Origin of the sequence: Rhodoplanes sp. P11 (genome assembly GCF_964266735.1) — a bacterium.
Taxonomy (GTDB): domain Bacteria; phylum Pseudomonadota; class Alphaproteobacteria; order Rhizobiales; family Xanthobacteraceae; genus Rhodoplanes; species Rhodoplanes serenus.
Window position 1 is genome coordinate 1228155 of record NZ_CAXWGY010000001.1, and the last position, 16809, is coordinate 1244963.

General features: G+C 71.0%; 17 protein-coding genes and 1 pseudogene. 4 read left to right on the forward strand and 14 right to left on the reverse strand.

Translation table 11 applies throughout. The features are described from left to right. Positions 1 to 56 precede the first annotated feature (56 nt). From ACFQUV_RS05375 to ACFQUV_RS05385, 3 genes are all read right to left on the reverse strand, one after another. Complete coding sequence (locus tag ACFQUV_RS05375; RefSeq protein WP_129607646.1) at positions 57 to 1298, reverse strand: hypothetical protein; 1242 nt, start codon at positions 1296 to 1298, stop codon at positions 57 to 59. A 385-nt stretch (positions 1299 to 1683) separates the two neighbouring features. Beyond that, a complete protein-coding gene (locus ACFQUV_RS05380) occupies positions 1684 to 3045 on the reverse strand; it encodes a patatin-like phospholipase family protein (protein WP_165363762.1) in 1362 nt (453 codons plus the stop codon). Positions 3046 to 3354: 309 nt separating this feature from the next. After that, positions 3355 to 3798 carry a hypothetical protein gene (locus ACFQUV_RS05385; protein ID WP_129607648.1) on the reverse strand — a complete coding sequence of 148 codons (444 nt, stop codon included), beginning with the start codon at positions 3796 to 3798 and terminating at the stop codon, positions 3355 to 3357. Positions 3799 to 4047: 249 nt separating this feature from the next. Between ACFQUV_RS05385 and ACFQUV_RS05390 the strand changes: the two are divergent. Next, positions 4048 to 4548: pseudogene (locus tag ACFQUV_RS05390) on the forward strand (ferritin-like domain-containing protein); the annotation flags it as partial. 265 nt (positions 4549 to 4813) lie between these two features. On the opposite strand, the gene hemN reads toward ACFQUV_RS05390, so the two are convergent. Continuing rightward, entirely contained in the window at positions 4814 to 6163 is a 1350-nt protein-coding gene (gene hemN, locus ACFQUV_RS05395; RefSeq protein WP_129607650.1) for an oxygen-independent coproporphyrinogen III oxidase, read from the reverse strand. A 218-nt stretch (positions 6164 to 6381) separates the two neighbouring features. On the opposite strand from hemN, the gene ACFQUV_RS05400 reads away from it, so the two are divergent. Further along, entirely contained in the window at positions 6382 to 6894 is a 513-nt protein-coding gene (locus tag ACFQUV_RS05400; RefSeq protein WP_129607651.1) for a ferritin-like domain-containing protein, read from the forward strand. A 147-nt stretch (positions 6895 to 7041) separates the two neighbouring features. On the opposite strand, the gene ACFQUV_RS05405 is transcribed toward ACFQUV_RS05400, so the two are convergent. From ACFQUV_RS05405 to ACFQUV_RS05420, 4 genes are all read right to left on the reverse strand, one after another. After that, positions 7042 to 7449: a hypothetical protein gene (locus ACFQUV_RS05405; RefSeq protein WP_129607652.1), complete on the reverse strand. Its 408-nt coding sequence runs from the start codon at positions 7447 to 7449 to the stop codon at positions 7042 to 7044. A gap of 174 nt (positions 7450 to 7623) precedes the next feature. Continuing rightward, positions 7624 to 7995 carry a hypothetical protein gene (locus tag ACFQUV_RS05410; protein ID WP_378394323.1) on the reverse strand — a complete coding sequence of 124 codons (372 nt, stop codon included), beginning with the start codon at positions 7993 to 7995 and terminating at the stop codon, positions 7624 to 7626. A gap of 334 nt (positions 7996 to 8329) precedes the next feature. Further along, complete coding sequence (locus tag ACFQUV_RS05415) at positions 8330 to 8503, reverse strand: hypothetical protein (RefSeq protein WP_155481099.1); 174 nt, start codon at positions 8501 to 8503, stop codon at positions 8330 to 8332. 251 nt (positions 8504 to 8754) lie between these two features. Continuing rightward, on the reverse strand, positions 8755 to 9282 hold the full coding sequence (locus ACFQUV_RS05420; RefSeq protein WP_111388489.1) for a histidine phosphatase family protein: 528 nt from the start codon (positions 9280 to 9282) through the stop codon (positions 8755 to 8757). Between the two features lie 155 nt (positions 9283 to 9437). Here ACFQUV_RS05420 and ACFQUV_RS05425 point away from each other — a divergent pair, with 155 nt between their 5' ends. After that, a complete protein-coding gene (locus tag ACFQUV_RS05425) occupies positions 9438 to 11153 on the forward strand; it encodes an FAD-binding oxidoreductase (RefSeq protein ID WP_129609667.1) in 1716 nt (571 codons plus the stop codon). Positions 11154 to 11263: 110 nt separating this feature from the next. Here the strand turns inward: ACFQUV_RS05425 and ACFQUV_RS05430 are convergent, their stop codons facing one another. Both ACFQUV_RS05430 and ACFQUV_RS05435 read right to left on the reverse strand, forming a co-directional pair. After that, positions 11264 to 11503 (reverse strand): helix-turn-helix transcriptional regulator, encoded by a 240-nt coding sequence (locus ACFQUV_RS05430; RefSeq protein ID WP_129609668.1) that lies wholly within the window; start codon positions 11501 to 11503, stop codon positions 11264 to 11266. A gap of 2 nt (positions 11504 to 11505) precedes the next feature. After that, positions 11506 to 12081 carry a DUF2975 domain-containing protein gene (locus ACFQUV_RS05435; RefSeq protein ID WP_129609669.1) on the reverse strand — a complete coding sequence of 192 codons (576 nt, stop codon included), beginning with the start codon at positions 12079 to 12081 and terminating at the stop codon, positions 11506 to 11508. Positions 12082 to 12170: 89 nt separating this feature from the next. Here ACFQUV_RS05435 and ACFQUV_RS05440 point away from each other — a divergent pair, with 89 nt between their 5' ends. Next, positions 12171 to 12833, forward strand: a complete 663-nt coding sequence (locus tag ACFQUV_RS05440) for a hypothetical protein (protein ID WP_244601624.1) — start codon at positions 12171 to 12173, stop codon at positions 12831 to 12833. Positions 12834 to 12847: 14 nt separating this feature from the next. Here ACFQUV_RS05440 and ACFQUV_RS05445 read toward each other — a convergent pair whose 3' ends face one another. The 4 genes from ACFQUV_RS05445 to ACFQUV_RS05460 all read right to left on the reverse strand — a co-directional run bounded on the left by ACFQUV_RS05445 (position 12848) and on the right by ACFQUV_RS05460 (position 16804). Beyond that, positions 12848 to 13168 (reverse strand): YnfA family protein, encoded by a 321-nt coding sequence (locus ACFQUV_RS05445; RefSeq protein ID WP_129609670.1) that lies wholly within the window; start codon positions 13166 to 13168, stop codon positions 12848 to 12850. A gap of 340 nt (positions 13169 to 13508) precedes the next feature. Beyond that, a complete protein-coding gene (locus ACFQUV_RS05450) occupies positions 13509 to 14351 on the reverse strand; it encodes a polysaccharide deacetylase (RefSeq protein ID WP_207211511.1) in 843 nt (280 codons plus the stop codon). 10 nt (positions 14352 to 14361) lie between these two features. Beyond that, positions 14362 to 15630, reverse strand: coding sequence for an MFS transporter (locus ACFQUV_RS05455; RefSeq protein WP_129609672.1), 1269 nt, complete (start codon positions 15628 to 15630; stop codon positions 14362 to 14364). A 4-nt stretch (positions 15631 to 15634) separates the two neighbouring features. Next, positions 15635 to 16804 carry a M20 family metallopeptidase gene (locus tag ACFQUV_RS05460; protein ID WP_244601625.1) on the reverse strand — a complete coding sequence of 390 codons (1170 nt, stop codon included), beginning with the start codon at positions 16802 to 16804 and terminating at the stop codon, positions 15635 to 15637. Between the last annotated feature and the right edge of the window lie 5 nt (positions 16805 to 16809).

Below are 16809 nucleotides of genomic sequence, written 5' to 3' on the forward strand. Positions count from 1 at the left end.
GGGAGCATCGGCGGCGCCGCGGCGAAGACCCCGGATGTCGCTTCGCTCCATCCGGGCTACGATCCCCGACTGGCGGACGACAGCCCGTAGCCCGGGTTGAGCCGGGCGAAACCCGGGAGCATCGGCGGCGCCGCGGCGGGCTCGGTCCGCTCCATCGCCTCGAAGGCGGCCAGGCGCGCCTCCATGGCCGCGAAGGCGGGGCGGATGGCGGCCAGCTCGTCGGCGCGCCAGACGAGCTGCTGCCACGGGCGCGCGAACTCGAGATCGCCGCCGATGCGGTGCCCCGCCTCGATCAGCGCCCGCGCCGGGCTGTCGCCCTCGTGGTCTGGCGGCACGAAGATCTGATAGCGCACGCGCTCGTCGTGGCAGGCGAGCATCAGCGGGTCGGACATCACGCCCATCACCAGGAAGGCGCGCTCGTAGAGGCCGAGGCGCAGCTCGATGTCGAGGCTCGCGGCCGGGCACACGGCGTGGCGGGCGAGCGCCGCCGGGATCGGCGCCGCGGTGGCGCCGTCATGCACGAAGATCACCGCGTAGCGGGCCGGATCGAGCCCGTCCGCGAACGCCACCCAGTCGTCGATGCGGCTGTTGTGGGCGGGCGACAGGGCGTCGGCCCGCAGGGTGATCACCACGGTGCGCCGGCCACCGGCGACACGCCCGACAAACTCGTCGGCCAGCCGCAGGCCCTGGGTGGTGGCGCCGAACAGCGGCCACACGGTGGCGCCGTCGCGGGCGAGCGCGCAGAGTGCCGCCGGGTCCGGCCGTCGCGGCAGGAACACCCGATAGTCGTCCGGATAGAGGCGGGTCGGATCGTCGGTGATCAGCGACCATGCCTGCTGGCGGTCGGCACAGAACGCGACGCCGCGCACGCTCGGCAGCATCGCCAGCGCCGGCACGAGCTGATGGCGCAGCCGCCACGTCCGTGCCGCGGCATCCTCGGCCATCTCGTGGGTCGGCGTCTCCCGCTTCACCCCGTCGAACGGCCCGGCCAGCAGAAGCACGTTGATTCCGGCGAGGCCGCGCCGCCGCCGCTCTACCTCGGCGGCCGCGAGGGCTCCGGCGAGCGCGAACGAGACCGGCGCCACCGAGAGGTCCCACACCACCTGGAGGCAGTCGTCCGACCACGCGGCGCTCGCCGTCGTGGTACGGCGGAAGCGATCGCCGACCGCCGTCACGGTGCGGCGCAGCCGGCGCGTCAGCGCCAGGCGCGGGGCGGCCAGCTCGTTGCGGGCGAAGCGCAGCAGGCCGCGCGGACCTTCGGTGCGCAGGCCGTAGATGAATCCGCGGAACGTCGACATGGCTCGATCGATCTGGTGAGGCGGGATCACAGGGCGCAATGCGCGTAGCAATGGACCCCGGCGGGCGCCCTCGCAAGGACTCTTCCACCGGCCGGTGGCGGGGCTGCCGGCGGCTCGTGCGACGGTCCGCCGCAGGGCGCGGCCGCGCGCCGCAGCCGGCCGTCATTGTCCTGCGTTGCAAGGAGCTTGCGGAAGAACCTTGCGGCTGTTCCGCAAGGCCGATCGATGATCGCGGCAAGATCCGGTCAACGATTCCGGCGCCTATTGGGCGGGCATCCGGCCCACGCACCCGGTGCTGTCTGACGAGAGAGCCGCTCGGCACCCTGGGGTGCCGAGCGTTCTTTTTCGTGTGGCCGGGTGATCGGCGTCGCCGCGGCGGACGGCTTCAGCGCGTCGCGGTGCCGTGGGTCTCGGCCGCCGGCCGGGCTGCCGGTGCGGCCTCCTCGGCGTCCGGTACCTCGCTCACGAACGGGCTCGCGCTCTTGCCGCGGTCGACGCCGGTCTGGAACAGCGCCTTCATGTAGGCGGCGTCGAACATGCCCCGGCTCGGGTGATCGAAGCCCTGGTCCACGAAGGCGAGGTTGAAGGGAATGCCGTTGCGCTTGGTCGCGGCGGCGGCCAGCACCGAGGCGCTGCGGCTCGCCCGCTTGACCCCGATCGACAGCGAGCGGCCGAGCACCCCGATCAGGCTGCGGTCGGTGACCCCGAAGGCGGAGCGCAGCTTGCCGTTGACCAGGATGGTCAGGCTGTCCATCGGCAGCCGGCCGGCGGCGCCGGCGAGCAGCATGGAATCGGGCGCCGCGTAGATGGTCGCGGCGAGCCCGCCGTCGACATGCATCTCGTGCAGCCGGCGGCCGCCGCTCTCGCTCTCGATCATCACCGGCGGGAACAGGCCCGGGATGGCGCTCGACGCCGCCAGGATGTCGCGGAACAGCTTCACCGACGCTTCGGTGCCGGCTGCCGCGATGGCGCCCATGTTCCACGCCACCGGCCGGGCCGCATCGATATTGGTGGTGATGACGACGAGGCGGCGGCCGCGCCGGTGCTCGGCCGCGATGTCGGCGAGCAGCGCCGGAGTGATCCGCCGGGCGATGAAGTCGCGCAGCGGCCAGGTGTCGAGCAGGCTCTCGGGCGTGCGGCGATCCTCGAACACCTCGGCGGCGCTGAGCGACATCAGGCTCTCGCGCATCTCGGCGTCGCGGCTCTGCCCGAGGAACACGAACGGCGCCAGCAGGGCCCCGGACGACACCCCGGTGACGACCCGGTAGTCGGGGCGCCGGCCGCTCGCCGACAGGCCGGTCAGCAGCCCGGCCCCGAAGGCCGAGTCCTCGCCACCGGCCGACAGCGCCAGCCAGTCGCCGCCGGTGCCACCGAGCACGCGCAGGTAGTCGGTTTCGGAGTCGGCCCAGAAGCGGGCGTCGACAATGCCCGGGATGGTGGCGACCGTCTGCTCCGACACGGTGAAGCTCTCGCGCGCCGGCGCATGAGTCTTGCCGGTGGTCTCGTGCCCGGCCGCCGCGGCCGTGGCGGCTGCCGCGGCTGGAGGGACCGCCTGGGGCTTGGCTCGGGCCCGGCGCGCCCGGGCGGCCTGGCGGGCGCAGGCGGCGGCGCGGGCGTGATCGGCCGGGGTGGCGAACGGACCGAGCGGCGGCGCCGGGCAGACGAGGCGCGGCCGCGGCGCGGCCTCGACGCTTCCGGTCGGCAGCAGGGTCGCGGCAAGGCCGAGCGCGAGGGCGCCGGCCAGCATCGGGAGGCGCCGGCGGTCGCCGCGGAGGGCTGGCGCCGACGCGATCGATCTCGTTTCGACCGATCTCGTTTCGATCGAATGCGACGTCACCGCGCTCGCTCGCATCTCGCCCCCTGTCGTGGATGGCGGCGCAGCGGATCACTGCGCCCGTCGGGTCCGACCGTCTCGCTCCGCACGGCCGCAGGGGGGCCGACTCGGGGCACAGTCGCACCTCCTCAACGCTAACACGCGCGCGGTGTTCGTTTTATGATCGTCGTCTCTTGACGGAAATGTGAGCGGGGCGCCCGTCAGCCGCGTCGGCCGCGGCGCTCAGCGCCGGGTGGCGAAATAGGCGCCGAGCAGGGCCAGGAGGCCGGCGACCGTCAGCGAGGCGAGTCCGAGCATCGCGCTGGCGCCCGGACCGAGATCGGACGGCGCCGCCGCCATCCGCCCCGCCACCGCGAGCCCGGCGACGAGCGCCGCGCCGGCGATTCCGTACAACGCCGGCGAGCGGATGCCCGCCGCCGCGAGCCCACGCATCGCGGCCGCGATGGCGAGCCCGGCCACGAAGGAGACCAGCGCGATCGCCCACCAGGCGAAGGCGGCGCGCATCTGGCCGCTGCGGGCGCCCATCAGGTCGCGCCACAGGGCGCCGAGATCGAGCCCCAGCCGCATCAGCGCGAGCTGCGCCACCACGGCCATCATGACGCCGCCCACGATGGCGACGCAGAGCACGAGAACGCGCGGCAGAGGAAGGGGGGAATGGTCGGACATCGGTTCGTTCGGGCATGCGGGCGCCACGAACGACTCGCGGCGCGAGCCGGCATCCTGCGCATTTCCGCCAGCGATTCAACTCGTTCGCCGGCCCGATCACGGAACCTGCGCCATCGATGCGTCGTTGGTGGCCAGATTGCGGCCGTCGCGGCGACCGCACGAGAGGTCGCGACGCCCGCACGCGCGGTCACCGCGGCCGCCGAACGGCCGTCGCACCACCCCCCGGGCTTGCCCCAAGGAGCCTCCAGAATGGCGATGTTTTCCGAAGAGATCCGCACCATGGACGACCTGTTCGTCCATCAGCTGGCCGACATCTATTACGCCGAATGCCGGATCGAGAAGGCGCTTCCCGAGATGATGGAGAAGGCCGCCGACGTCGAGCTCAAGCGCGGCTTCAAGCAGCATCTCGCCGAGACCAAGAAGCAGATCAAGCGGCTCGAGCAGGTGTTCAAGAAGCTCGATCAGGAGCCCAAGGGCACCGAGTGCCCGGCGATCGACGGCATCATCGAGGAGGCCGAGGACATCGCCGGCGAGATCGAGGACAAGGAGGTTCTCAACGCCGCCCTGATCGCCGCCGCCCAGGCGGTCGAGCATTACGAGATCACCCGCTACGGCACGCTGGTGGCGTGGGCCAAGCAGCTCGGCCGCAAGGACGTGGCCACTCTCCTGACCCAGACCCTCAAGGAGGAGGTGGCGACCGACAAGAAGCTCACCATGATGGCGAAGAAGTCGGTGAACCCGAAGGCGTCGCGCAAGGCGCCGGCCCGCAAGAGTGCGGGGGCGAGCGCCGCCCGGGGCGGGGCGCGGACCAAGGCGGCGCGCTCCGGCGGCGCCAATGGCCGCCGCGGACGCCGCGCCGCCTGATCGGCCGTCTTCGAAGAACGGTCGTTCCCCTGCGCCGACGGCCGAACCGACCCGAAACGAAAAGGCCCGCGCGAGCGGGCCTTTTTTCTTGCTGTGCAGGGCCTCTCGCGGCCGCCGGGACGGCGACGCGGTCGGCGGTGCGCCGCGCGCGTTATACCGCCACCGAGTGGCGCGAGCGGTTCTGCGGCAGATAGGCGTCGAACGCCGCCGCGACGAGACGGACGAACGGGCGCCCTTCCTCGGTGATGCTGATGCGGCGGCCGTCGATGCGCACCATGCCGGCGGCGACGAGGCCGTCGAGATCGTGCAGCTCGCGACCGAAGCTGGTGTCGAGGCTGTCGGTCAGCTTGCTGGCCGGCAGGGTGTCGAGATCGACACCGAGATCGCACATCAGCCGTTCGATGATCTCGGCCCGCAGCACGTCGTCGCTCGACACCGCCACGCCCTTGATGGTGGCGAGCGAGCCGCTTTCGATCGTGCGCGAGTAGCCGGCGATGTCGACGGCGTTCTGGATGAAGCCCTGCGGCAGCTTGCCGATGGCGCTGGCGCCGAAGCCGATCAGGCCGTCCGCCTCGTCGGTGGTGTAGCCCTGGAAATTGCGGCGCAGCCGGCCGGCGCGCTGGACGGTGGCGAGATCGTCGTCGGGCCGCGCGAAGTGGTCGAGGCCGATCGGCACGTAGCCGTGGCTCGCCAGCGTGCGCGAGGCGGCCCGCGCCTGCTCGATGCGCTCGCCCGGCCCGGCCAGGGCGGCGACGTCGATGAGCTTCTGGTTGCCCTTGAACCACGGCACATGGGCGTAGCCGAACAGCGCCAGGCGGGCCGGATGCAGCGACGCCGCCAAGCTGGCGCTGCGCTCGACATCCGCGATGGTCTGGCGGGGCAGGCCGTACATCAGGTCGATGTTGATGCGTTCGATGCCGGCCTCGCGCAACAGGGCGGCGGCGTCGCGCACCGTCTCGAACGGCTGGATTCGGCCGATCGCCTCCTGGACATGGGGCGAGAAGTCCTGCACTCCGAGGCTCGCCCGGGTGACGCCGATGGCGGCGAGGCCCTGGGCCAGCTCCTTGTCGAGCCGGCGCGGGTCGAGCTCGATGGCGTGCTCGCGCAGCTCCGAGAGGTCGAACGACGCCTCGATGCTGGCGACGATGCGGGCGAGGCGGTCCTTGCCCAGGATCGACGGCGTGCCGCCACCCCAGTGGATATGCACCACCTTGCGGCTGCCGACGGTGGCCGAGACCAGGCCGATCTCCTGCACCAGGCGGTCCGTGTAGGCGTCGAGCGGCTCGGCCCGGCGCACCGCCTTGGTATGACATCCGCAGTAGAGGCAGATGTCCGTGCAGAACGGCACGTGGATGTAGAGCGACAGGGTGGAGCCCGCCGGCATGGCGGCGAGCCAGCCCGCATACGTCTTGGCGTCGACCGTCGGCGTGAAGTGCGGCGCGGTCGGATACGACGTGTAGCGGGGAACGTTTCGTTCGGCGAGCGCGATGACACTGTTCATGGCGCGGACTGTAAAGCGGGATTGACGTCCACAACCTTGATCAAGGTCAAACTGCGCGGCGTTCGCGGCGCCGCGATGGCGGCCGGAACCGCCCCTTGGTTGCGCCGTTGGTTCGACGAGCCGCGCCCGCGCGCAGGGGGCCGGCACCCGGCGAAGCGGCAGGGCCGCACCCGCCCGCTTCCCCACCCTCCCGACACAGCCGCAGAGGATCACCGCTCATGGGCTTTTTCTCCAAGGATATCCGCACGATGGACGATCTTTTCGTGCATACGCTGCGGGACGTCTACTACGCCGAGAATCGCATCGTGAAGGCGCTGCCCGAGATGATCGAGAAGGCCGAGGACAGCCAGCTCAAGCAGGCGTTCAAGGCGCATCTGGGCGAGACCGAGAACCACATCGCGCGGTTGCAGGAGGTGTTCCGCATGCACGGCGTCGAGGTGCGCGGGGTCGACTGCCCGGCGATCGACGGGATCATCGAGGAGGCCGACGACGTGGTCGGCGAGGTCGACGATCCGAAGGTGATGGACGCCGCCCTGATCGCCGCCGCGCAGGCGGTGGAGCACTACGAGATCACCCGCTACGGCACGCTGGTGGCATGGGCCAAGCAGCTCGGCCGGCACGATTGTGCCCGCGTGCTCGAAAAGAACCTCGAGGAGGAGAAGGCCACCGACGCCAAGCTCACCGCCATGGCGGAAGGCAGCGTCAACATGAAGGCGCGCGCGGCCGGCTGACGCCGGTATGGCGACCGCCCAGGTCGCCGCTGATGCCGCGATCTCCGAAGCCCGGTCGAGCCCGCGCATCGCGCGGGCTCTCTTTTGTGGGGTCCCGAGGGGGCGGGTCCGGTCGCGCGTGCGCGCCGGTCCCGACGGCTGTCCGAGCTACTTCGGCTGCGGCCCCGGCTCGCCGCCCGGGGTGCCGGGCGGCGGGATCACCTTGAGGGCGCCGCCGGCCGGGGGCGGCTCCACCAGACCGGGGTCGGTGCCGGCCGGCGGACAGACCACGCCGCCCGTGTGGGCGAGCTGCTCGCTGAGGCTCTGGCCGGATGCCGAGCCGGTGGTCCCGCCCGCCGCTCCGGCGCCGTCGCGGCCGACGGTCGGGGCGCGGTTGGGATCGACACCCGGCGGACAGTCGAGACGACTCGCCGGCGGGGCCGGGGTGGCCGAGCTGCCGGGCGCCGGCCGGTCGGGTGAGATCGGCGGCTGCGGGCTCTGGGCCGCGACCGGACCGAGGCCGGCCAGCCAGGCCAGCAATCCCGCGGCGAGCCAAGAGGCGGCGAGGCGCGGCATGGCATCCTCCTTGGGGCGGTGTGAGGGGGGGGCGGACGGCCGGAGCTGGCCCCAGGGGCGCCCCGGACCGCACGCGGCGGTCAGGGGCTCAACGCCCCTATACTCGGCGCCGTTCCGCCTCGAGAAGGCTCGACCGAAGAGCGGCCATCTGTCCGCCGGCGCCGGCCGCGGCCGTCAGCGGCGTTCGGCCCTCCAGCGCCCCGAGCACGCGCCGGTCGAGCCCTGGCCCTGCCAGGTGCCGCCCCCATAGCTTTGGCTGAGACGCCCCCGCCCGTCGGCGCGCGAGCCGCCCGACGCAACGCTGACCGAGATGGCGCCCCCGCGTCCCACCCGGCCCCGGAAGTCGAGCCCCATCTCGCCGGCATAGCGCACGATCCCGTCGACGATCTGCACGCTGTAGCGATAGGCGCGGTCGCAGGTGCCGCGATCGGTGATGATCAGCACGCTCCATGCTCCGTCGTAGGGTGTCCGGGCCGACGCCGCTGTGGCCGAGATCGCGGTCAGGGCGAGCAGGGCCGCTCCTGCCGTCATTGCATGACGCATCATGGAGTCCTCGTGTGGCTGGAGTCGTTGAACGCGCATGGAACAGGTGAGGCGGAGACGGGATGCGAGACGCTGCGGCACCGAAGGCGCGACCCGCCGGACGGCGAGACGCGGTGAGCCATGCCCCGCGGGATGGGCTGTGCCACCGCGGGCCGTGCCCCGCCAGATGACGGAGCCGGCAACCGGCGGACCTGAGCGTTAGGCAGCCGGCTCGGCAACAAAACGGCGGATACCCCAAGGGCACCCGCCGCCATGACGTCCAGAACTGTCAATCCAATATCCGATTCGCCTGTCGGCGCGAAGCGGGTCGTCCCCCGCGCCCGGCTTCCGTTTGGCCTCACGAGCGATCCACCACCCACCAGGGCCGATACGGCGGATCGTCGTCGGTCGGCTGCGGCAGCTTGTCGAGTTCGCGCGCGTCGAACGGCATCGCGAGCCTTTGCCGGCGAGCTTCGATGCAGTCCAGCTCCCGGCTCTCGTCGAAGGGAGTATGGTCGATCTTGAAGGTCATCGCACAGCAACCACCGGAACGGTTAGAGCACCGATACAACGCGGCTTCAGCCCCGCGGTTCCATCGCGAGACCCCGCCATTGCGAAAACGCCGGGAGCGAATCCCTCACGCTCGGCTTTTTCGCCCTGTTCGGCTGCAACGTGCTGCTGCGGCGGCCGGTTCCCGGATTGCGGGAAGCGGTCGGTTAAATCTGAGCAATTTGGCTTAACGGGCCGTAAAGGAAGGGCTTCCGGGCGAGGGAGGCGGCCGGATCAGTCGGTCGCGTCGTCCAGGCTGCGCGGCGAGACGAAGCGATCGAGGCGGCCGCCGTCGTGATGGACCTCGTCCCAGCCGTCGACCGCGAAGTCGATCACCACCAGGCCGCCGGTGGGAAGCTTCTCGCGCAGGCGCTCGCGCTGCTCGACGTCGCCGGCCGCGATGAGGAGGATGGCGAGCTGGTGCAGGCCCGGATTGTGGCCCACCACCAGCACGGCGTGGGCCTCGGCCGGTGCGTCCTGGAGGAGAGCGAGGAGGCGCTCGGGCGGCGCATCATAGATGCGGCGCTCGAAGGTGGCGGCCGGGGGGGCGCCGAGCTGCTGGGCCACCCGGGCCCAGGTGTCGCGGGTGCGCTGGGCGGTGGAGCAGAGCACGCCGTCGGGCACCAAATGGTGCTTCGCCATGTAGGCGCCGATGCGGTCGGCGGCGACGATGCCGCGGGGATTGAGCCGCCGGGCATGATCTGAGGTCCCGGAGACGGGCGGGTCGGCCTTGGCGTGACGAAGCAGAATCAGGCGGCGCATGGCTTGCAAATATCTTGTGGCGTCGCACAAAGTCTAGGCCGCGACGGCCGGTGGGGAAAGCCGGATACGGTCCGGACGAATGCGGGTGCGACGATCGGCCGGAAGCATCGGGTCGAGAGCGTGCCCGGTGCGCCGGCGGCGGCGAGAGAGGCAGCATGGACGAGCGGGTGGCGGAGGACTATGGGCGAAGCTGGTACGCCGCGACGGCGATCGCGGCACCGGAGCGGCCACCGCTCGGCTTCGACGTCGATGCCGATGTGTGCGTGATCGGGGCCGGGCTCGCCGGGCTCACCACGGCGTTCGAGATCGCCCGGCTCGGCTGGTCGGTGGTGCTGCTGGAGGCGCGGCGGGTCGCCTGGAACGCCTCGGGCCGCAACGCCGGCTTCGTGCTGCCGGGCTTCGCCTGCGATCCCGCCGTGATGATCGAGCGGGTGGGGGCCGTGCAGGCACGGCGCCTGTGGTCGCTGTCGGAGGCCGGGGCCGCCTATGTGCGCACCGTCATCCGCGAGAACGCACTGGCCGGTGTCGAGCCGCGGCGCGGCTGGCTCGACGTGTCGAAGATCGACGATCTCGGCGAGATGCAGGAGACCCTGAACATCCTGGTCGGCGAGCTCGGCGCCGCGGTCGAGGGCTGGTCGGCCGACCAGGTGCGCGAGGTGCTGCGCAGCGACGCCTACTTCCATGCGCTGCACTTCCCCGACGCCTTCCACATCCATACGCTCAATTACGCCCTTGGGCTTGCGGCCGCCGCCGAAGCGGCGGGCGTGCGCATCTTCGAGGGAACGCCGGCCTGCGAGATCGACCCGGCCGGTGTCCGCAAGCGAGTCACCACACCGGCCGCCAAGGTGCGGGCCGGCCATGTCGTGCTCGCCGGCAACGTCCAGCTCGGCGCGCTGATGCCGGCGCTCGCCGCCACCGTCATGCCGCTGACGAGCTACATCGGCGTGACGGCGCCGCTCGGCGAGCGCCTGAGCGAGGCGATCGGCTATGCGGGCGCGATCAGCGATTCGCGCTACGCCAACCACCATTACCGCGTCGTCGATGGCGACCGGCTGCTGTGGTGCGGGGAGGGGACCTGCTTCCCGGGCGACGCCCGCAGGGTGGTCGACGGCTTCGGCGCCGCCGTCGCGGCGGTGTTTCCCCAGCTCGGGCCAGTGGAGTTCACCCACGCCTGGGCCGGCACCATGGGCTTTGCGATCCATCGGATGCCGCAGATCGGCGAGATCTCGCCGGGCCTGTGGGTGGCCGGCGCGTTCGGGGGCCACGGGCTCAACACCACGGCGATCGCCGGCAACCTGATCGCGCGGGCGATCGTCGAGAACGACGACACCTGGCGGGCGTTCGAGCCGTGGGACCTGGTGTGGGCCGGCGGGCTCGCCGGCCGGCTGGTGCAGGAGGCGCGGATGCGGGTGCGCAACCGCCGCGAGGCGGTCGAGGCGCGCTTTGCCCGCCGCCGCGATCAGAAGCGCCGCGCCGCCGCCCTGCCGCTCTATCGGCGCGGCGAGGACGGCGCCGATGCGCCGCCGCCACCGGCCTGGAACGAGGCGCGCGCCGTGACGGGGGGCGGGGCCGAGCGGTCGACCCCCGGCCCGGCGGCCGAGCACGATCCGCGTCCGCCGGCGTCGGCCGGCTATGGCGGGCGGACCTATGCGGACCCCTCGTTCGGGGCCGTCGCGGTGCCGGAGCCGCCGAATGCGCTCGACTGGCGGCGCGCCAAGGCCGCCGAGCCGGGCGGCGCGGCGGCACCGGCATCTCGGCGTGTCGACGAGCGGCTTGTCGACGAGCGGCCCGCCGACGAGCCTCCCATCGAGGCGCGGCCCGCCCGACCGCGCGGGGTCGACGGACGCCACGGCCGCGCCGGCGGTCGCTAGAGCGGAACCCGATCCAACTGGATCGTGTTCCGCTCCAGATGCCCTTGCGTGATCGCATTTTCGACGGCGAACCGGGTTCCACTTTGCCGGAAAACGCTCCAGGCGGCCGCTCAGTCGCCGGCGGTGCCGCCGTCCTGGTCCTCCGGCCCGGGCCGGAACTCCAGGATGTCGCCGGGCTGGCAATCCAGCACGGCACAAATGCGGGCCAGCGTGTCGAAGCGCACGCCCTTCACCTTGCCGGATTTCAGCAGCGAGACGTTCTGCTCGGTGATGCCGATGCGCTCGGCCAGCTCCTTGGAGCGCATTTTCCGGCGCGCCAGCATGACGTCGAGATTGACCACGATCGGCATCGTCAGATGAAGCTCGCATTCTCGTCGGCGAGCCGCACCGCCTCGCGCAGCACGGCCGCGATGGCCAGCATGACGCCGCCGACCACCAGCGCGACATAGTCGTTGATCGACAGGGTGAGCACCAGGAGACGCTGGCCGGGCGGATTGCCGAGCGACAGCGCGAGCCCCAGCAGCGTCGCCGTGAGGGGGCCGAGCGGGCCTTGCAGCAGCACCGACAGGCCGAACAGGCGCAGGTGCCGCGCCGCCTCGATGGTGAAGATCCGTCCCGCCGCGAAGTCGCGGAAGAGGGCGCGGACGTGCCACAGGCCCCACACCATCAGCCCGACCGGCACGGCGTAGATCAGCGCGACGGCGATCTGCCCGCCCGGCTCGATCGGCAGGCCGGCGCCGGTCTGGCCCAACCGGCTGGTCAGCAGGTTGCGGCTCCAGTCCGGGATCGCGACGGCGAGCCCCATCAGCACCACGATCAGCACGATGCCGAGGGTGGTCACCCACTCCATGCGTCGCGACAGGCGAGCGAGCCGGACCTGGGCGGCGGTGACGGCGGCGTCCGCAGGGGCCGGAGAGGCAGGGGGCATGGACGACCTCATTAAGATGACCTTGTTGATCAAGGCGCGATGATGAATTAATGTAAAACAATAATTCATGATCGTCAATCGAGGTCTTCATGATGCTGGGTTCGGTTCTCGGCCACCGCGTTGCCAAGCCCTCCCGTCCGCCGGACGCGCGTCTCGGCGGGCTGCGCTCCCCCCGGCTCCGCCGCGGCGGCGCTGCGCTCCTCGCGGTGTACGGGCTGCTCGCGGGCGGCTGCACCACGATGCCGGTCGCCTCCATGGTGAAGCTCGCCCGCACCGACTTCACCACCGTCGATCCGGCCGCCCTGCGGGTCGCCGTGAAGCTGCCGGAGGGCATTCGGCCGCGGCCGAACGGGGTGCGGCTGAAGCTCACGACCACGATCGACGGGGCGACCGAGACGCGCGAGTTCGTGCTCGCCGACCCGGCCGATCCGGGCGAGTTCGTCTCGTTGCGGGGCGAGGTCTCGAAAGGGGCGGCCGTTCATGCGTTCCGGCTGGCGCCCGCGGACGTCGCCAAGATGACGGAGTTCCGGGCCGCGCAACTGGCCCGCAAGGCGGCGGGCGGGCGCGGCTCGCTCGGCCTCGGCGTCGCGGCCGACGGCTGCCGCACCGGCGCGCTGCCGTCGAAGGTTCTGCTCACCACCTATCTGCGCACGGAGCCGGACGGTGCCTTCTTCCCGCTCATGCGCGACGTCGACCTGCGTGACGCGATGCCGGGCCGGGACCTCGCCGCCGAGATCCCACCCTGCGGGTGAGGGTGCGCAGCGCCTCAGCGCGGGCCGGCGATGATCACCACCGCGCCGGCGAGGCAGAGGGCGGCACCGAGGAGATCGAAGCGGTCGGGCCGGACCCCTTCGACCGACCACAGCCAGGCCAGCGAAGCGACGATGTAGACGCCCCCATAGGCCGCATAGGCGCGCCCCGCCGCCGCGCTCTCGACCAGCGTCAGCAGCCAGGCGAACAGCAACAGCGACAGGATACCGGGCGCGAGCCACCAGGCCGGCTTGTCGAGGCGAAGCCAGGCCCAGAAGGCGAAGCAGCCGGCGATCTCGGCGATCGCCGCGGCCATGTAGGCGAGAGGGGTGCGCACGCAGCTCGTTCCATCGACGATGGGGCTGCGACGGCATCACGTCACCGCCGAACGACACCCCGCGCCCGTCTCGTCGACGGGCCGGCCGGCACCGTACCGTCCACCCTCGCCGAGGGACACCCCCGGCGTCTCTCGATCGATCCGGACGTGACACGGCCGGCCCGCCGCGCCGGCGCGGCCGGCGCTCATACGTGTTCGGGTGATCAGCGCGGCGTCATTCCGGGGCGCGGGAAACCGCGAACCCGGACTCCAGCGGCACACGCGGAGCTCTCGGCTGGATTACGGACAGCCGCTTCGCGGCGTCCGGAACGACCACCGAATCGATCAGCCGGGCTTCGTGTCAGATGTCTTGTGCCGCGTTCCGCTTGTCGAACTCCGTGGCCGCCGCCTCCAGGGTCGTGAACACCGCGCCCATGTCCTTCAGGGCCAGGATCAGCTTTTCGAGAAAGATCATGCGGTGTCCCCGGCCGATCACGTAGGGGTGGAACGTGAAGGTGAGTACACCCCACTCCTCCGTCTCGTGCATGTAGCGAAAGTCGTCCACCCAGTTGCCGAGCACCGCGCTCGCCGGCATCAGTCCCGGCATCAGCTGGGTCGGCATGCGCAAGAACTCGAAATGCGGAAAGTCGTCGAGATTCCAGCTCACCGGCATCTCGATGAGGCGTGTCTGCTTGCCGAAGAGCAGCGGCCCCTCCGGCTGGAGCTTGTCGCCGATCCGGACCCGGTACGGATGGCAGTCATGTCCCATCATGCTGCTCTCGTAGACGTAGCCGTGCTTCAGCAGGAGTTCGGCGGTGACCGGGCTCAGGTCGAAGGACGGGGATCTGTAGCCGCGGGGCTGCCGGCCGCTCAGCCGCGCGATGGCGTCACCGGCGCGCAGCAGACCTCTCTCCTCGTCCTCGGCACTGAGATTCGCGGGCGGCACATGCGTCCAGCCGTGATTGCCGATCTCGTGCCCGGCCTCGTGCACCGCCTTGCAGATCTCCGGATAGGTCTCCATCACGATGCCCGGGATGAAGAAGGTGGAGGTGATGCCGTGCTTCGCGAGCAGGGGGAGAATGCGCGGCACCGCGACCGCGCCGAACTCGCCGCGCGACACCGGGGTCGGCGTCGTCAGCCCGCGCGCCGTGAGCCCGGACCACGCATCGAAATCGAATGTGAGACAGGCGATGTGACGTGGCATGAGGATCTCCTCACTTCAGCTTCTCGAATGCCGTCTCGCGCAGCGACCAAGCCGCCGCCAACGACACGATGGCGGCCCCGATCAGGTAGAAGGTCGGCGCGATCGGAGTGCCGGTGACCTTGATGAGCCAGGTCGAGATGTAGGGTGCGAACCCGCCGAAGATGGCGACCGCGAGACTGTAGGCCGTCGACATCCAGGTTGCCCGACCCGCCGTCTGGAAGATCTCGACCAGCGCCGCGGGCCCGGGACCCGAGAACGCCGCCAGCATGACGGCGAGCACGAGCTGTACGGCGACCACCGCGGCCAGCGACTTGGCCGTCAGCATCAGCGTGAACAGCGGATAGACCAGCACCAGGAAGGCGACGACGGAGCCGATCAGGACCGGCTTGCGGCCGACACGGTCGGACAGATGGCCCATCAGCGGGATCACCAGGGCGAAGCACAGCAGCCCGAGGGTGTTCGACCACAGCGCCTCCGTCTTGCTCAGGCCCACCTGCCGCTCGGTGAAGGTCGGCATGTAGGTGAGCACGATGTAGAAGCCGACCGTCCAGATGATCGTCAGCGCGAACGCCTTGACGGCGAGACGGGTGGTGCTCTCCGGCGCCTTCGCGGCGTGGGCGTGCTCTTCGCGGAAGATCGGCGTCTCGTCGACATTGTTGCGGAGGTACATGCCGATCGGCAGCAGGACGCCGCCGATGATGAACGGAATCCGCCAGCCGAACGATCCCATCTGCTCGGCCGTGAGAACGGTCGAGAGCAGCGCGGCGGTGCCGGAGCCGAGGAGCAGGCCCAGGCCGACGCTGACCTGTTGCAGGCTGCCGAAGAAGCCGCGGCGCTCCTGCGGAGCCCACTCGACGATGAAGGCGGCGGAGCTGCCCCATTCGCCGCCGGCCGAGAACCCCTGCAACAGTCGCAGGACGACCAGACAGGTGGGGGCCCAGATGCCGATGGCGGCGTAGGTCGGAAGCAGCCCGATGGCCACCGTCGATACCGCCATCATGAACAGCGTCGTGATGAGCGCCGACTTGCGGCCCACCACGTCTCCCATACGGCCGATCAGGATTCCGCCGAGGGGGCGCGCGACAAATCCGATGCCGAAGGTCGCGAACGCGGCGAGGAGGCCGGTGGTCTCGTCCTCCGAAGGAAAGAAGTTGCGCGCAATGATCGTCGCCAGGAACCCATAGATGGCATAGTCGTACCATTCGACGATCGTGCCCCAGATGCCGCCGGCGAGGGCGCGGTTTCTCGTCCTGTCGTCGATGGCGATCGTACCGGACATGTCGTCACTCCCACGGGCTGCTGTGTGAACCGGCGAGTACGCGGCAAATCGTCAGTGCGAGGATCTTGGCGCGCGGAATGATGGTATCGACGTGGACGAACTCGTCAGGCGTATGGGAGCCGTCACCGACGGCGCCGACGCCGCACAGGGTGGGGACACCGCGCGCGCTCGTGAACCCGGAATCGGCGCACGAGCCAGTGAACTCACCGTCGAGCGCGACGCCCAGATCGCGGGCGGTCGTGCGGTAGAGATCGAACAGCGCGAGCGATCGCTCGGTGGCGACCATCGGCAGGAATTCGCCCTTGAGGTGGAGCGTCGCCGAGACTCCTTCGATCTCGCGCTCCGCCACCACGGCGTCGATATGGGCGATCGCGGCATCCCGCGCGGCCGGACTGGCGAACCGAAGGTCGATCTCGCAGGCGGCGCGCGGCGCGACGGTGTTCACCGTCTGGCCGCCGCGCACCAGGCCGACATTCAACGTGGTGCCGGTTCGCCTGTCCGTCGCCTGCGACAGGCGCACGATCTTCGCCGCCATGGCGTGGATCGCCGAGGCGCCGTCGAAGAAGTTCACGCCCGCATGGGCCGCCTTGCCTTCGAGCTCGAGCAGCATGAAGCGCCCGCCCTTGCGGGACGTGACCACGTTGCCGTTGGCGCGCGCCGGCTCCGCGTTGAAGACCACCCGGGCGCCGTCCGCGAGCTCCTCGATGATCGGCCGGGAGAACGGGGAGGCCAGCTCCTCGTCCCCGGTGGTCAGGGACCAGAGCGGCGGGGGTGAGGAGCAGCAGGATCGGAAGGCGGCCATCACCAGGGCTATCGACGCCAGGCCCGCCTTCATGTCGTTGACGCCGGGGCCGGTCGCCTTGCCGCCCGCGATGCGGAACGGCCGTCGCCCCGCCTCGCCGGGAGGGAAGACCGTGTCGCGATGGCCCATCAGCAGCACCGGGCGCGCCTCGGTCCCCAGCCGGGCAATCAGCGCATCCCCGTAGGTGTCGCTTCGCCGAGACTGGATCGCGATGCCATGCGACTGGTAGAATGCCGTCAGGACATCCCCGGCGCGGTCGACGCCGCCCTTGTCGGCCGAGAACGAGTCGATGTTCACGAGCCGTTCGAGCAGATCCAGCAGTCCCGGACCGCTGGCCTCGAGATAGCTCAGGATCGCCTGCTCATCGAGCACTGCCG